The sequence below is a fragment of the Oceanicella actignis genome (genome assembly GCF_900111545.1).
Taxonomy (GTDB): Bacteria; Pseudomonadota; Alphaproteobacteria; order Rhodobacterales; family Rhodobacteraceae; genus Oceanicella; species Oceanicella actignis.
In genome coordinates this window covers 130,593-145,098 of sequence record NZ_FOHL01000004.1, presented here as the reverse complement: position 1 = coordinate 145,098, position 14,506 = coordinate 130,593, and the positions used below count along the sequence as shown (strand labels likewise).

Annotated in this window: 17 protein-coding genes and 2 tRNA genes; 14 read left to right on the top strand and 5 right to left on the bottom strand. The window is 71.8% G+C overall.

Going from position 1 to position 14,506, the window contains the following annotated elements; genetic code table 11:
* Positions 1–13: 13 nt before the first annotated feature.
* The gene (locus BMW67_RS15705) at positions 14–808 is read left to right on the top strand and encodes an FkbM family methyltransferase (protein ID WP_072747096.1); all 795 of its coding nucleotides are present in this window, start codon (positions 14–16) and stop codon (positions 806–808) included.
* Here the strand turns inward: BMW67_RS15705 and BMW67_RS08455 are convergent.
* Genes BMW67_RS08455 through BMW67_RS08445 form a run of 3 tightly spaced genes read right to left on the bottom strand, consistent with a single transcriptional unit; the run spans position 802 to position 3,237 of the window.
* On the bottom strand, positions 802–1,746 hold the full coding sequence (locus BMW67_RS08455; protein WP_072747095.1) for a zinc metalloprotease HtpX: 945 nt from the start codon (positions 1,744–1,746) through the stop codon (positions 802–804). The two genes, BMW67_RS15705 and BMW67_RS08455, sit on opposite strands and share 7 nt — an antisense overlap.
* 22 nt (positions 1,747–1,768) lie before the next feature.
* Complete coding sequence (locus tag BMW67_RS08450; protein ID WP_083581249.1) at positions 1,769–2,548, bottom strand: SpoIIAA family protein; 780 nt, start codon at positions 2,546–2,548, stop codon at positions 1,769–1,771.
* 29 nt (positions 2,549–2,577) lie between these two features.
* Positions 2,578–3,237, bottom strand: a complete 660-nt coding sequence (locus tag BMW67_RS08445; protein WP_072747094.1) for a carbonic anhydrase — start codon at positions 3,235–3,237, stop codon at positions 2,578–2,580.
* Positions 3,238–3,373: 136 nt separating this feature from the next.
* Between BMW67_RS08445 and BMW67_RS08440 the strand changes: the two genes are divergently transcribed.
* Positions 3,374–3,448, top strand: a tRNA-Gly gene (locus BMW67_RS08440).
* A gap of 29 nt (positions 3,449–3,477) precedes the next feature.
* Positions 3,478–3,552: transfer RNA gene (locus BMW67_RS08435), tRNA-Gly, on the top strand.
* Positions 3,553–3,604: 52 nt separating this feature from the next.
* On the opposite strand, the gene BMW67_RS08430 is transcribed toward BMW67_RS08435, so the two are convergent.
* The gene (locus BMW67_RS08430) at positions 3,605–5,005 is read right to left on the bottom strand and encodes a FliI/YscN family ATPase (RefSeq protein ID WP_072747093.1); all 1,401 of its coding nucleotides are present in this window, start codon (positions 5,003–5,005) and stop codon (positions 3,605–3,607) included.
* A gap of 103 nt (positions 5,006–5,108) precedes the next feature.
* Here BMW67_RS08430 and BMW67_RS08425 point away from each other — a divergent pair, with 103 nt between their 5' ends.
* The 11 genes from BMW67_RS08425 (at position 5,109) to BMW67_RS08375 (ending at position 13,574) form a co-directional block, all read left to right on the top strand.
* On the top strand, positions 5,109–5,525 hold the full coding sequence (locus BMW67_RS08425; RefSeq protein WP_072747092.1) for a FlgB family protein: 417 nt from the start codon (positions 5,109–5,111) through the stop codon (positions 5,523–5,525).
* A 27-nt stretch (positions 5,526–5,552) separates the two neighbouring features.
* Positions 5,553–5,930 (top strand): flagellar basal body rod protein FlgC, encoded by a 378-nt coding sequence (gene flgC, locus BMW67_RS08420; RefSeq protein WP_072747091.1) that lies wholly within the window; start codon positions 5,553–5,555, stop codon positions 5,928–5,930.
* A gap of 30 nt (positions 5,931–5,960) precedes the next feature.
* Entirely contained in the window at positions 5,961–6,269 is a 309-nt protein-coding gene (fliE, locus tag BMW67_RS08415; protein WP_072747090.1) for a flagellar hook-basal body complex protein FliE, read from the top strand.
* 6 nt (positions 6,270–6,275) lie between these two features.
* Positions 6,276–6,542, top strand: a complete 267-nt coding sequence (locus tag BMW67_RS08410) for a flagellar biosynthetic protein FliQ (RefSeq protein WP_072747089.1) — start codon at positions 6,276–6,278, stop codon at positions 6,540–6,542.
* The gene (locus BMW67_RS08405; RefSeq protein WP_125459007.1) at positions 6,539–7,276 is read left to right on the top strand and encodes a lysozyme family protein; all 738 of its coding nucleotides are present in this window, start codon (positions 6,539–6,541) and stop codon (positions 7,274–7,276) included. Before BMW67_RS08410 ends, BMW67_RS08405 begins: the two co-directional genes overlap by 4 nt.
* Positions 7,277–7,285: 9 nt before the next feature.
* Positions 7,286–9,403 carry a flagellar biosynthesis protein FlhA gene (gene flhA, locus BMW67_RS08400; protein WP_072747088.1) on the top strand — a complete coding sequence of 706 codons (2,118 nt, stop codon included), beginning with the start codon at positions 7,286–7,288 and terminating at the stop codon, positions 9,401–9,403.
* Between the two features lie 12 nt (positions 9,404–9,415).
* Entirely contained in the window at positions 9,416–10,216 is an 801-nt protein-coding gene (locus tag BMW67_RS08395) for a flagellar biosynthetic protein FliR (protein WP_072747087.1), read from the top strand.
* Positions 10,213–11,313: a flagellar type III secretion system protein FlhB gene (gene flhB / locus BMW67_RS08390; RefSeq protein WP_072747086.1), complete on the top strand. Its 1,101-nt coding sequence runs from the start codon at positions 10,213–10,215 to the stop codon at positions 11,311–11,313. Before BMW67_RS08395 ends, flhB begins: the two co-directional genes overlap by 4 nt.
* Positions 11,310–11,714 (top strand): hypothetical protein, encoded by a 405-nt coding sequence (locus BMW67_RS08385; RefSeq protein WP_072747085.1) that lies wholly within the window; start codon positions 11,310–11,312, stop codon positions 11,712–11,714. Before flhB ends, BMW67_RS08385 begins: the two co-directional genes overlap by 4 nt.
* A gap of 85 nt (positions 11,715–11,799) precedes the next feature.
* The gene (gene pyrC, locus BMW67_RS08380; protein ID WP_072747084.1) at positions 11,800–12,870 is read left to right on the top strand and encodes a dihydroorotase; all 1,071 of its coding nucleotides are present in this window, start codon (positions 11,800–11,802) and stop codon (positions 12,868–12,870) included.
* A gap of 2 nt (positions 12,871–12,872) precedes the next feature.
* Positions 12,873–13,574 (top strand): orotate phosphoribosyltransferase, encoded by a 702-nt coding sequence (locus tag BMW67_RS08375; RefSeq protein ID WP_072747083.1) that lies wholly within the window; start codon positions 12,873–12,875, stop codon positions 13,572–13,574.
* Positions 13,575–13,640: 66 nt separating this feature from the next.
* On the opposite strand, the gene BMW67_RS08370 is transcribed toward BMW67_RS08375, so the two are convergent.
* Entirely contained in the window at positions 13,641–14,414 is a 774-nt protein-coding gene (locus BMW67_RS08370) for a metallophosphoesterase family protein (protein ID WP_072747082.1), read from the bottom strand.
* Between the last annotated feature and the right edge of the window lie 92 nt (positions 14,415–14,506).

Genomic DNA, 14,506 nt, shown 5'->3' with positions numbered 1-14,506 from the left:
GCAGGAGGCGCATGTGATCCCCTTGAAGGCGCGACACTGGCTGGCGACGTCCGCCGCCGCCCCGCTTCTGGAACGGCTGCGCGCGCTGGCGGAACTGCCGAGGCTGGCCGCCCATCCCGAGCTGGGGCTGTTGGTGAGCGAAAAGCGGCTCATGACCCGGTGCCTCGACGATTTCGTGCGCCGCGACTCGAACTGCATCGACGTCGGCGCGCATATCGGCTCGATCACGCGCGAGCTGGCGCGGCGCGCGCCCGAGGGCCGCGTGATCGCCTTCGAGGCCAGCCCGACCAAGAGCGCCTGGCTGCGCCGCCGCCTTCCGCATGTCGAGGTGCGGGCCGAGGCGGTTTCGGACGAGCCGGGCGAGGCGGAATTCTTCGAGAACCTCACCAAGCCAGGCTTCAGCTCGCTTGGCAGCCGCGCAAGCGCGGGGCGCGAGCGGCGCATCCGCGTGCCGCGCGTGCGGCTGGACGATGTCGTGCCGCCCGACATGCGGATCGACTTCATCAAGATCGACGTCGAGGGCTTCGAGCTGGAAGCGGTGCGCGGCGCGCGCCGGCTGCTGACCCGGAACCGGCCGGTGGTTCTGTTCGAGGCCGGCCCCCATGACGACGCCGACGTGCCCGGCGAGAAATACGTGACGCTGCACGCGCTTCTGACGCAGGAGCTGGGCTACGACGTCAAGCCCGTGTTCCACCACGCCCATGGGCGCGAGGCGATCGACGCGTCGGCCTTCGTCGCGATGCGCCGCTATCCGTTCCTTGCCTTCAACTACCTGGCGTTGCCGCGCGAAGGCGGGCGCGCTCAGTAGTAAAGACCCGTCCAGCGCCGGCGCGGCGGCGGGGGCGGCGGCGCAAGGGGCGGCGGGACGAGGCCGGCCGGCAGATCCAGCGCCGAGGCGCGCATCTCCCGGGCGACCTCGCGCAGGCGCGCGATGCGCTCCTCGGTCGGCGGATGCGTGCGCAAGAGCGAGGGCTCGGGCACGCGGCGCCCGCCAAGGAACATGTCCTCCCACATGCGGCCCACCCCGCGCTCGAGCTTCTCGAGCGCCGAGGCCAGCGCCAGCGGATCGCCCGTCAGCCGCGCGGCGCCCAGATCGGCGTCGAATTCGCGCGTGCGCGACAGCGCCAGCTGCAGCAGCGACACCGCGACGGGGGCGAAGATCATCACCAGCGGCGCGCGCCAGGGGATCGTGGCCGCGCCGGTCAGCAGCAGCGGCAGGTTGAGCAGGATCATGATCTGCCCAAGCTGCGCGACCAGCGCCACCGCGCGGCTCATCGAATCGGCCAGGCCCATGATCCACAGATCGCGATGGGCCACGTGGCTGACCTCATGCGCCAGAACCGCGGCCAGCTCGCGCGGGGTCAGAAGACGCAGCAGGCCGTCCGTCACGCACACCACGCTGTCCTCGGGCCGTCCCATGGCAAAGGCATTGGGAAGGGCGCTGGGAATGCGGAACAGCTTCGGCGCCGAAGGCAGCTCGGCGCGGCGGGCAAGCTCTTCGACCAGCGCCACCAGATCGGGCGCCTCGCGCCGGGTCAGCGGGCGGGCGCCGTAGGCGCGCAGCAGCAGCCGCATGGGCGCGCCCGGCGCCAGCGCCAGCCCGCCCATGACGCCCAGCATCGCCCACAGCGCCGTCTCGGGCCCGGCGATGGCCTCGATGCTGAACCAGGACAACGCACCCATCGCGGCCAGCAGCAAAGCCGACTGCAGCAGGTTCTCGAGCTTGTGCCGCGCGCCGGGCTGCATGAACGCTCCTTTCCGGCTGGCGTCAGGCGGGACGGGTTCCGACCCATGCCCAGGCTTCGTCCTCGCGCTCGGCGGGGAACCAGCGCAGCTCCATGGGCGCGAAGGGCGCGGCCAGCTCGATCCAGCGCGCAAGCCACGAAGGCCCGCCGACCAAGGCGTAGCGTTCGACATGACGCAGCGCGCCCAGCTTCATCGCCGCCGTGCGCGCCGAAAACAGCACCTCGGCGTCGAAGCCGCGCCAGTCGCGCACGCGCCCCAGAAGACGGATGCGGTCATGGGCCTGCCAGGCGGCCTGCAGGATCGGGGCGACATGATCGATGTCGGCCAAGGTCAGGCGGCCGTCGATCTCGAACGCCACCACCTTCGGATCGGCGGTTTCGATCAGATGCAGCCCGGGGCCCGTCGGCTCGTGCGCAAGGCGCGGCGGCTCGCTCGGGACCGCGACCCATTCCAGCGCCTCGGCGCGCTCGGCGGGCGAGAAGACGCGCAGATGCACGTGCGGCAGGATGCGATCCTCTAGCCGCGCAGCCGCCGCGATCCAGCCCACATCGGTGACGAGCGCGATTCGCATGATGCGCCCGATCTCGGGCAGCAGCGCGATTCCCGCGCGCAGGTCATGGGCCAGGGCCTCGGCCGAGACGCCCTCGTAGCGGTCGATCTCGAAGAACATCGAAACCCGCTCTTCGCGCTCGAGCAGATCGCGCAGCATCTCGGCGGCCGCATCCACGTCGCGAGCCTCGATGCGGCCCGCAAAGCGCAGCGCCAATACGTGCGGGGCCGGGGGCGGAAGCTGTTCGATCATGTCAGGGCGCCTCTTGCCGCGCGCCGCGGTCAGACGACCGGGCGCCAGGTTTCGCTGTTCAGATCCAGCCCGTGCAGCTCGCCCGCGCCGATGTCGATCCAGGCGCCGTGAAGGGTCAGCACCCCGCGCGCGACCGCGTCGGCGACGAAGGGGAACTGCGCCAGATTGCGCACCGAGGCGAGCACCGCGTGACGCTCGAAGGCGCGCAGGCGCTCCTCCCGGTCCTCGGGCAGGCGATCGGCGACCGCCTCGTAGGCCGGCCGCAGGATGTCCATCCAGCGGCCGACGAAGCTGCCGGGCTTGTCCAGCTCGGGCGCGAGCCCCGCGCACATGTCGTGACACGCCGCCACGCCGCCGCAGTGAGAATGCCCCATCACGACCACATGCGCCACCTTGAGCACCGTCACCGCATACTCGATCGCCGCCGAGGTGCCGTGGTGCTGATGATCGGGCCGGTAGGGCGGCACCAGGTTGGCCACGTTGCGCACCACGAACAGGTCGCCCGGCTCGGCGCCGAACATGCCCACGGCGTCGACCCGGCTGTCGCAGCAGCTCAGCAGCATGGCGCGCGGATGCTGGCCGCCCTCGGCCAGGCGCGCATACCAGGCGCGGTCGGGCTCGAAGCGAAGCGCCTTCCACGAGGCGAAACGTTCGGCAAGGTAGCCTGGCAGAAGCGCTTGAGCGGGCATCGCGGACCTCGGATCATTGCATGTCAAGTCGACCGGCCCGTCACTACCCCATGCGGGCGCGCCGATCCAGCGCCGCCGGGCGCATTTTGCCCCTTGCGCCAGCGCCGCGAATCCTTATAACCCCGCCTCACAGGATGCGGGCGTAGCTCAGGGGTAGAGCACAACCTTGCCAAGGTTGGGGTCGTGAGTTCGAATCTCATCGCCCGCTCCAACATTCGACTGGCCGATCCGACGAAGATCGCGGGCGTAGCTCAGGGGTAGAGCACAACCTTGCCAAGGTTGGGGTCGTGAGTTCGAATCTCATCGCCCGCTCCAGTCGGCCCTTTCCGAACATCGCAGCTTTCGCGGCCAGCGCATGCGGGCGGCCTCAGCCGCCCGGCGCCGGGTTTTCGCGCCGCGGCGCGCGGCGGTCCTCGGGGCCGTCATCGGCCGGCGAATCGGGGTGCAGCGCCCGCGCCAGCCGCGCGAAGGCCTCGGCCGGGCCCTGCGGCGAGCGGCTGGCCAGGAACTCGTCGATCGCCGGATAGACCGCTATGGCGGCGTCGATGCGCGGATCCGCGCCCGCGCGGTAAAGCCCCGCCTGGATCATGGGCGCGGCCTCTTCATACACCCCGACCATGCGCCGCGCCTGGGCGATGAGCGCGTTCTCGTCCGCATCCGCCACCCCCGGAAGCGAGCGCGAGACCGAGCGCCGCAGGTCGATGGCCGGAAAGCGCCCGCGCTCGGCGATCGCGCGGTCCAGGACCAGATGGCCGTCCAGAATGCCGCGGGTGATGTCGGCGATCGGCTCCTCCATGTCCGAGCCGGCCACAAGAACGGTGAACACCGCGGTGATGTCGCCGCCCGTCTCTTCGGGGCCGGGGCCGGCGCGCTCGGCAAGGCCGGCGATCAGGTTGGCGGTCGAGGGCGGATAGGCCCGCAGGCTGGGCGGTTCGCCGGCAGTCAGGGCGACCTCGCGATGCGCCTCGGCGAATCGGGTCACCGAATCGAGCAGCAGCAGCACATGCTTGCCCTCGTCGCGGAAATGCTCGGCCACCGTCATGGCCGCCCAGGCCGCGCGGCGCTTGACCAGGGGCGACTGATCCGAGGTGGCGGCGATGACGACCGAACGGCGCATGCCCTCTTCGCCCAGCACGCCCTCGATGAACTCGCGCACCTCGCGCCCGCGCTCGCCGATCAGGGCCAGCACGACCACATCCGCCTCGACGCCGCGCGCCAGGTCGGCCAGCAGGGTCGACTTGCCCACGCCCGAGCCGGCGAACACGCCCACGCGCTGCCCGCGCGCCAGGGGCAGGACCGTGTCCAGCGCCGACAGCCCCGTGGCCAGCCGCCCGCCCAGGCGGCGGCGGCGCGTGGCCGGCGGCGGCGAGCGGCGCAGCGGCGCCGGGCGCGGGCCGACGGGCAAGGGCCGTCCGTCGAGCGGCTTGCCGAAGGCGTCCACCACGCGGCCGATCCACTCGTCGCAGGGCCGCAGACCGCTTTCGCGCACCAGCCACACCGGATCGCCCAGCCCGATTCCATCGGTGGGTCCATAGGTCATGGCCGTCGCCACGCCTTCGTCGAGCGCGACGATCTCGCCGCGAATCTCGTCCCGTGCGGCGCCGCGCGCCACCTGCGAGGGCGTCACCGCCACCTGATCGCCAAGGCGCGCGCGCGGCGCGAGGCCGCGCAGCGTCAGCGCGCCGGTGTCCACGCGGCGCACGGTTCCCCCGCGGCGGACGGGTTCGATGGCGGCCAGCTCGGCCTCGAGGCTGCTCAGATCTGTCATCGGCTTCTCCGGCGGTTCGCGCCGCTCTTCGGCGGCCGGTTACGAGTTATCAACCAACAAGGGTTAACTCTCGCTTTCGAAACTGATCGAGGGAGAAGCCCCGATGCCGACCGGACTGAAGGTTCTGGACCTTGCGCAAAAGCTTGCCGGGCACGCCGCCGCCAGGCAGACCGTGATCTCGCGCAACATCGCGAACGCCGACACGCCGGGCTACAAGGCGCTGGATCTCAAGCCGTTTTCCGAAACCTACGCCGCCCGCGCGGCGATGGACGACCAGGACGCCTTCGCGCCGCGCGCCACGCGGCCGGGCCATGTCGGCTATGTCGAGCGCGACGACCCCGCCGACCTTCGCGCGCGCCGCGACTCGGCGATCGGCGCGGCCTCGCCCAACGGCAACGACGTTTCCCTCGAGGATCAGATGATTCGCGCCGCCGAACTGCGGCTCGAGCACGACCTTGCGCTGGGCGTCTGGCGCAAGTCGCTCGACGTGCTGCGCACCGCGCTGGGCCGCGCGCGCTGATCGCCCTAGCCAGGAGATGACGAGACCATGACCGACCTGCTCAAATCCATGGCCGTGGCCGCCAGCGGCATGGCCGCGCAGGGCTCGCGCCTGCGCATCACCACCGAGAACATCGCCAACGCCGACACGCCCGGCTACCGGCGCAAGCTGATTCCCTTCGAGGCGACCGAGGACGGCGGCGTGCGCGCCGGCCGCGTCAATCTGGACCCCGCCGAGCCGCGCAAGATCTACGACCCCGCCAACCCGCTGGCCGACGCCGATGGATATTACGAGGGCTCGACCGTGGACGTGATCACCGAGGTCGCCAACGCCCGCGAGGCCCAGCGCAGCTACGAGGCCAACCTCAAGATGTTCGACCAGGCGCGGCAGATGACCTCGTCCCTTCTGGGACTGCTGCGCCAGTAACGCCCCCTTCCCTCCAGAAAGGAGACCGTCATGGAACTCAACTCCAGTCTCGCATCGCGCCTTTACGCCGACATCCACTCGGCCGTGCAGCCGGGCGAAGAGCGCTCGGGCCTGCGCGCCGAGCGCGGCGGCGCGAACGATTTCGCCAAGGCCGCCGCCTCGTTCGTCGAGACCTTGCGCCAGGGCGAGGAGACCGCCAAGGCCGGGCTGGCCGGACGGGCGGACGCGCATTCGGTCGTCGCCGCGCTGGCCTCGTCCGAGCTGGCGATCCAGACCGCGGTGACCATGCGCGACAAGGTCGTCGAGGCCTATCAGGAAATCCTGCGGATGCCGGTCTGACCGGCCATGGACGCGCCGGTCATCATGGACGTGCTGCGCGAGGGGATCTGGGCCGCCTTTCTGGCCACCCTTCCGATCCTGAGCGTGGCGCTGATCACGGGGCTGGCGATCGGCCTGTTCCAGGCGCTGACCTCGGTGCAGGAGATGACGTTGACCTTCGTTCCGAAGCTGGGCGCCATCCTCATCACCTACTGGATCGCCATGGGATGGATGACCGAGACCTTCGTCTCGTTCTGGCGCGACCGGCTGATTCCCCTGATCGGAGGGCAATGAGCATGGCCGCCCGCGCCCTGTTCCTGGCGGCGGCGGCGATGCTGGGCGCGGCGCGCGCCTTCGCGGCGGCGGCGCTGGGCGGCTTCGCCGGCGCGCCGGCGCCCGCGGCCGACCCCGCCGCGCTGTGCGAAAGCGCCGCCGCGCAGGCCGCGCGCGAATTCGGCGTTCCGCTGCGCGTGATGCGCGCGCTGACCTTGATCGAAACCGGCCGCACGCTGAACGGGCGCCGCCGTCCCTGGCCCTGGACCGTGAACATGGAGGGCGAGGGCCGCTGGTTCCCCGATCGCGAGGCGGCGCTGGCCTATGTGCGCGCCCGCCACGCCGAGGGCGCGCGCAGCTATGACGTGGGCTGCTTCCAGATCAACCGGCGCTGGCACGGCGAGGCGTTCGAGTCGCTCGAGGCCATGTTCGACCCGACCGCCAACGCCCGCTACGCGGCGCAGTTCATCAGGACGCTGCACGACGAATCGGGCTCGTGGGAGACCGCGGCCGGCTGGTATCACTCGCGCACGCCCAAGCACGCCGAACGCTATCGCCGGGCCTTCAACGCCGCCCTGGCCGCGCTCGGCCCGCTCGAGGGCGGCGCGCCCGACGCCGCGCCCTCGGCGGCGCCGCGGCCGCCGGTCAGGCTGGCCAGCCTGATGCCGGTCTCGCCGCTCGGCGGCCCCAGCCTTGCCGCGCGCGCCCTGCGCGGCGGCGGATTGCTGCGCCCCGCGCGCCCCCTTTTCGACTGAGGAGCCCCGATGGACCGCATCATCAAGACGCCGCGGCCGACGCTGGGCCTGAACTTCTCGGCCGCGCAGCTTTACCACCCCACCATCCTGCTCGCCCTGGCGCTGATGGCGGTGATCGTCATGATGATCCTGCCCATGCCCTCATGGGTGCTGGATCTGGGCCTGGCGGCCAGCTTCGGGCTGGCGATCCTGATCTTCACCAACACGCTGTTCATCCAGCGGCCGCTGGACTTCTCGTCCTTCCCCACGATCCTGCTGGCCTCGCTGATGCTGCGCCTGTCGCTCAACGTCAGCTCGACCAAGCTCATCATCGGCCAGGGGCACACGGGCACGAACGCCGCCGGCGACGTGATCGAGGGCTTCGCCATGTTCGTGATGGGCGGCTCGGTCTATCTGGGGCTGGTGGTGTTCGGCGTGCTGCTGATCGTGAACTTCATCGTCATCACCAAGGGCGCGGGCCGCATGGCCGAGGTCGGCGCGCGCTTTGCGCTGGACGGCATGCCGGGCAAGCAGCTGGCCATCGACAGCGACATGGCCGCGGGCGCCATCTCGCACGCCGAGGCGCGCGAGCGCCGGCGCCTCGAGCAGGAAGAGACGACCTTCTTCGGCTCGCTCGACGGCGCGTCGAAATTCGTCAAGGGCGACGCGGTGGCGGGCCTGCTGATCACGCTGCTCAACCTGCTCATGGGGTTGGCGATCGGCGTGCTGGCGCATGGAATGCCGCTGGGCAAGGCGTTCGAGACCTACGCCATCCTGACCGTCGGCGACGGGCTGGTGACGCAGATCCCCGCGGTCATCATCTCGATCGCCACCGCGCTGCTGCTGTCCAAGGGCGGCATGATGGGCTCGACCGACAAGGCGCTGCTCAGCCAGCTGGGCGGATTTCCGGCGGCGCTGGGCACGGTGTCGGCGCTCATGGCCATGTTCGCGCTGGTCCCGGGCCTGCCCTTCGTCCCCTTCGTTCTGGGCTCGGCGCTGCTCGGGGCGGCGGCGTGGGCGGCCCATCGCGCGCAGGCCGAACGCGCCAGCAAGACCGAGGCCGCCGACGTCATCGAAGAGGCGCCCGCCCGCAAGACGGTGGGCGACGTGCTGGACCTGGACGAGATCCATCTGGAGTTCGCCGCCGACCTGGTGCCCGTGGTGATGGACGAGGCGACCGGCCTTGGCGCGCGCATCCACAACATGCGCAACCACATCGCCTCGGTTTATGGCGTGGTCATCCCCGAGATCCGCCTGACCGACAACCTGTCGCTGCCCGACGGGGTCTATGTGATCCGCATCCAGGGGGTCGAGAGCGCGCGCGGACAGCTGCGCGTGGGCATGGCGCTGGCGCTCAAGGGCGACGGGTCGGTCGAGCTGCCGGCGGGCGAGGACACGTCCGAGCCGGTCTACGGCGCTCCGGCCCGCTGGATCCCCGAGGATCGGCAGGAGGAGGCCGCGCTGCGCGGGCTGCCCGTCGTCACGCCGACCGAGGTCGTGGCCACGCATCTGCTCGAGACGATCAAGGAGAACTTCGCCCTGCTCTTCTCGCGCCGCGCGCTGCGCAAGCTGCTCGAGGAGTTCGGCTCGGTCTCGGACCCCGCCCGCGCCCAGGCGAATCGCAAGATCCTGGACGAGTTCATTCCCGACAAGGTTCCCGTGGATCTGCTGCAATCGGTCCTGCGGCTGCTGCTGGAAGAGCGGGTGTCGATCCGCAACCTGCCGCTGATCCTCGAGGCCATCTCCGAGGCCCGCGGCTCGATGAGCTCGACCGAGGCGATCGCCGAGCATGTGCGCCGCCGCCTGGGCTTTCAGCTGGTGGCCGAGCTTCAGGAGCCCGACGGCGCGCTGCCCCTGATCCAGCTGGGGCCCGAATGGGAGGCGCTGTTCAAGAAGCACGAGGTCGAGGTCGGCGACGGCATCGTGGACGTGGCGCTGCCGCCCTCGGACATCAACCGGCTTGCGCGCTCGGTGGCCGAGAAGGTCTCGCGCGCGGCGTCCGAGGGGCGCTATCCGGCCATCATCACCTCGGCCCGGCGGCGGCGCTTCCTGCGCGTGGTGCTGGCCGCCAAGGGCATCCGCAACCCCGTGCTCAGCTTCGAGGAGGTCGGCCCCAACGTGAAGCCCGCCTTCCTCGGCACGGCCTGAGCGGGCGGCGCGATGAACGAGACCGACTTCTTCGCGGCGCTGTCGGGGCTGGCGGGCCTGTCCGAAGGGGCGATCTACGCGCTGGCGGGCGTGTTCGCGCGCGTGGGCGCGGCGGTGGCGCTGCTGCCCGGCTTCGGCGAGCGCACGCTGCCCATGCGCATCAAGCTGGCGGCGGCGGTGGCCTTCACGCTGGTCGTCTGGCCGGCCGTGGCGCCCCAGGCGCTGGCCGCCCAGCAGGAAGGCGCCGTGGGCCTGGCGCGCGCGCTGTTGTCCGAGGCGCTGGCCGGCCTGGTTCTGGGCGTCGCGGCGCGGCTGATCGTGATGGCGCTGCAGCTGGCCGGCTCGATCGCGGCGCAGGCGACGTCGGTCTCGCAGATCTTCGGCGCCGGCGCCACGCCCGACCCCATGCCGGCCATGGGCGCGATCCTGGTCGTCGCGGCCGTTGCGCTGGCCATGTCGCTGGGGCTGCATGTGAAGGCGGCGCGGGCGCTCGTGCTCAGCTATCAGGTCGCGCCCTACGGCGCGGCGCTGGGCGCCGAGGACCTGGCGCAATGGGGGGTGAGCCGCGCGGCCGACGCCTTCGCCTTCGCCTTTTCGCTGTCTGCGCCGTTCCTGGTGGCGGCCTTCGCCTACAACGTCGCGCTTGGCGCCATCAACCGGGCCATGCCGCAGCTGATGGTCGCCTTCGTCGGCGCCCCCGCCATCACCGCCGGCGCGCTGGCGCTGCTGGCCCTTGCGGCGCCGCTGATCCTGCGCCTGTGGCTGGGCCGGCTTGACGCCACGCTGGCCGCGCCGTTCGGAGCCCTGCCATGAGCGGCGCGCAGGACGAAGGCGCAGAGAAGTCGCACGAGCCGACGCCGCGCAAGCTGGAAGAGGCGCGGCGCAAGGGCGACGTTCCCAAATCGACCGACATGGGCGCGGCGGCGGGCTATCTTGGCCTACTGGCCGCCATCACGGCCTTCGGCGCCGTCAGCGTGCAGACGACCGGCTCGGCGCTGGCCGCGTTTCTGGACCGCGCCGACGGGCTCGAGGGCCGCATCCTCGGCCCGGGCGGCGCGGGGCTGTCGGCGGCACTGATCGGCCGCGCCGCGGCGGGCCTGGCGCCGCTGCTGCTGATCCCGTTCGCGCTGGTTCTGGCCTCGTATGTCGCGCAGCAGGCCTTCGTCTTCGCGCCCGACAAGCTGGCGCCGAAGCTCTCGCGCATCTCGATCATCTCGAACGCGAAGAACAAGTTCGGCCTGACGGGCCTGGCCGAGTTCGCCAAGACGCTGGTCAAGCTGTGCGCGGTCTCGGCCGTGCTGGGGTTGTTCCTGAGCGCCCGCCTCGACGAGATGATCGGCCTTGCGCGCGCCGCTCCCGCCGCGGTTCCCGCCGCGCTGATGCGCATCGGCGTCGGCCTGCTGGGCGCCATCGCCGCCGTCGCCGTCTTCATCGCCGCCATCGACGTGGTCTGGCAGCGCTTCAACCACGCGCGCAAGCTGCGCATGAGCTTTCAGGAGCTGAAGGAAGAGCACAAGGAATCGGAGGGCGACCCGCATGTGAAGTCCGAGCGCCGCCGCCGCGCGCAGGACATCGCGACCAACCGCATGATGCTCGAGGTGCCCAAGGCCGACGTGGTGATCGTGAACCCGACCCATTACGCGGTCGCGCTCAAATGGTCGCGCAAGCCCGGCTCGGCGCCCGAATGCGTGGCCAAGGGCGTGGACGAGGTCGCGCTGATGATCCGCGAGAAGGCCGTCGAGGCCGGCGTTCCCATCCACTCGGACCCGCCCACCGCCCGCGCGCTGCACGCCACGGTCGAGATCGGGCAGGAGATCGCCCCCGAGCACTACGCCCCCGTCGCCGCCGCAATCCGCTTCGCCGAGGCCATGCGCGCGCGCGCCCGCCAGCAGGGATGGGGCGGCGCATGAGCGTCGATCTGCGCAAGCTGCGCCTGCTGGCCGACCTGGCCGAGCGCGTCTACGAGGCCGAAGCCGCCCGCCTGCGCGCTGCCCGCGCCGAAGCCGAGCGCGCCGAGGCCGAGGCCGCGCGCGTCGCCGCCGAGCGCGCGCGCGAAGAAGCCGAGCTGGCCGAGGCCGACCTGGCCGCCCAGGCCCGCGCCGCCGTCTGGCGCGAATGGGCCGAGCGCGAAGAGGCCCGCCTGCGCGAAGAGGCCCGCCGCCGCGAGGCCGAGGCCGAGGCCGTGCGCCAGGGCGCCGCGCATGCCTTCGCCCGCACCCGCGCCATCGAGATCATGACCGACCGCGCCCGCCTCGACGCCCGCCGCGAGGCGCGCCGGCGCGCCGAGCGCGACGGCGGGACCGAGGAATGACCCCCCGCGGCGACGGCGGCCTTTCCCCGCGGCGCGCCAGCGGATAGTGAAGGCGGCGACCCGTCCCAGCGCCGGAGCCGCCGCCATGCCCGATCCCTTGCGCCTGACCATCCGCCGCCCCGACGACTGGCACCTGCATCTGCGCGACGGCGCGATGCTGCGGGCCGTCGCGCCCCATTCGGCGGCGCATTTCGCGCGCGCCATCGTCATGCCCAACCTCGTGCCGCCGGTGGCGACCGGCGCGCAGGCCGCCGCCTATCGCGCGCGCATCCTCGACGCGCTGCCCGAAGGGGCGCGCTTCGCGCCGCTCATGACGCTTTACCTGACCGAAGAGACCGACCCCGACGACGTCGCCGCCGCGGCCGCCTCGGGGCTTGTCCATGCGGTCAAGCTCTATCCCGCCGGGGCGACGACGAACTCGGCCTCGGGCGTGCGCGACTTCGACAAGGTGCGCCCGACGCTCGAGCGCATGGCGCAGATCGGCCTGCCGCTGTGCGTGCATGGCGAGGTGACCGACCCCGACATCGACATCTTCGACCGCGAGGCCGTCTTCATCGACCGCGTTCTCGACCCGCTGCGCCGCGCGACGCCGGGCCTGCGCGTGGTCATGGAGCACGTCACCACCCGCGAGGGCGTCGCCTATGCGCGCCAGGGCGGCCCCGACCTTGCCGCAACGATCACGGTCCATCACCTGGTCATCAACCGCAACCACATCCTGGCGGGCGGCATCCGGCCCCACTACTACTGCCTGCCCGTGGCCAAGCGCGAAACCCACCGCCTTGCGCTGCGCGAGGCCGCGACCTCGGGCGAGCGCATGTTCTTTCTGGGCACCGACAGCGCCCCGCACCCCGACTCGGCCAAGGAATCGGCCTGCGGCTGCGCCGGCTGCTTCACCGCGCCCAACGCCTTGCAGATCCTGGCGCAGGTGTTCGAGGACGAAGGCGCGCTCGACCGCCTCGAGGCCTTCGTCTCGCTCAACGGCCCGGCCTTTTACAGGCTCGCCCCCAATGACGGGCGGATCACGCTCGAGCGGCGCGACGAGCCCGCGCGCTTTCCCGCCAGGATCCGCGCCGGCGACGAAGAGGTGACCGTGTTCGACCCCGGCTTTCCCGTGCACTGGCACGTCGCCGCGCAGGCAGACGACGAAAGGACATGACCATGACCGCCGCCACCTTCCCCGACAAGGCGCTGATGGCCGAGCTGGCCGCGAAGATGCTGCTCGAGATCGAGGCCGTGCATTTCCGCGCCGACGAGCCCTTCCGCTTCACCTCGGGCCTGGCCAGCCCGGTCTACATCGACTGCCGCAAGCTGATCTCCTACCCGCGCATTCGCGGCGCGCTGATGGATTTCGCCGTCTCGACGCTGATGCGCGAGGCGGGTTTCGAGCGCTTCGACGCCGTGGCGGGCGGCGAGACGGCGGGCATTCCCTTCGCCGCCTGGATCGCCGAGCGCATGGGCCTGCCGATGCAATACGTGCGCAAGAAGCCCAAGGGCTTTGGCCGCGACGCGCAGATCGAGGGCGACATCCGCGAGGGACAGCGCGTGCTGCTGGTCGAGGATCTGACCACGGATGGGGGCTCGAAGCTGAAATTCGCCCAGGCCATCCGCAACGCCGGCGCCGAATGCGCCCATACGCTGGTCGTGTTCTACTACGACATCTTCAAGGACACTCACGAGGTGCTGGCCCGCAACGGATTGCGGCTGCACCATCTGGCCACCTGGTGGGACGTTCTGGCCGCCGCGCGCGCGGGCGGGGCGTTCGACGCCGCGACGCTGGATCAGGTCGAGGCCTTCCTGCACGCGCCGCTCGAATGGTCGGCCCGCCATGGCGGCGCGACCGAGCTGCCCGGCCGCGGCTGAGCGCCCCCGCATCGGCCGCGGGACCGGCCCCCGACCCCTCGCCCGGACCGGCCGGCGGGTCGGGCCTCAGGTCTGCAGGAACGCCACCTCGCCCTGCGCGATGCGCGCGGCGGTCAGGCGGCCCGAGAACCACGCGCCGGTGTCGAGGGCTATGCGCCCCTGCTCGGCCGAAGGCTCGTCCACCACCCAATGGCCGTGCGCCACCCACAGCCCGTCGGCGCGCGGCGTGCGGCGAAAGCCGGGCGCGCCCCACAACAGGGCGCGCGCCTCTTGCCGTTCGGGCGGCAGGGCGGGGTCCGCGCCGGCATGGGCGAACAGCACGCGCCCGAACAGGGCGCTGTCGGGCGTCAGGCGCAGAAGGTCCAGATCGGGGCCCATCGCCTGCGCCAGGCGCGCGGCGGCGTCGGTCAGCGCCTGCGGGTCCGAGGCCGGGCCAAGCCCGCCCACGCCATAGCTCATCAACGTCTGAAGACCGCCGTTCGACAGCCAGCGCGGCCCGCCGGCCGCCGGATCGGCGATGAAGTCGAGCAGCATCTGTTCGTGATTGCCGCGCAGCAGCGCCACCGAATCGCCGCCGTCGCGCGCCAGCGCGCCCAGCGTGGCCAGAACCTGCGCCGACTCCTCGCCCCGATCGACGTAGTCGCCCAGAAACACCAGCCGCGCGTCCTCGAAGCCATGCCGCGCGGCGTCGTCGGCGATCCGCTCGAGCAGCGCGATCAGCAGATCGTGCCGGCCATGGATGTCGCCGATGGCGTAGGTGGGGCGGTCGATCTCGATCGGCGCATCGAAAACGGGCGAGGCGGCCCTGCGGCGCAGCAGCTTTTTGATCGGTCCGAGCATGGCCCTGTCCTACACCGACGCGGGCCGCCGGTCCATGCGGCCCCTGGCGCGGGCCGGGGATGGGCGGCGCCGCGCCGGCCGGCCCCGGCCCG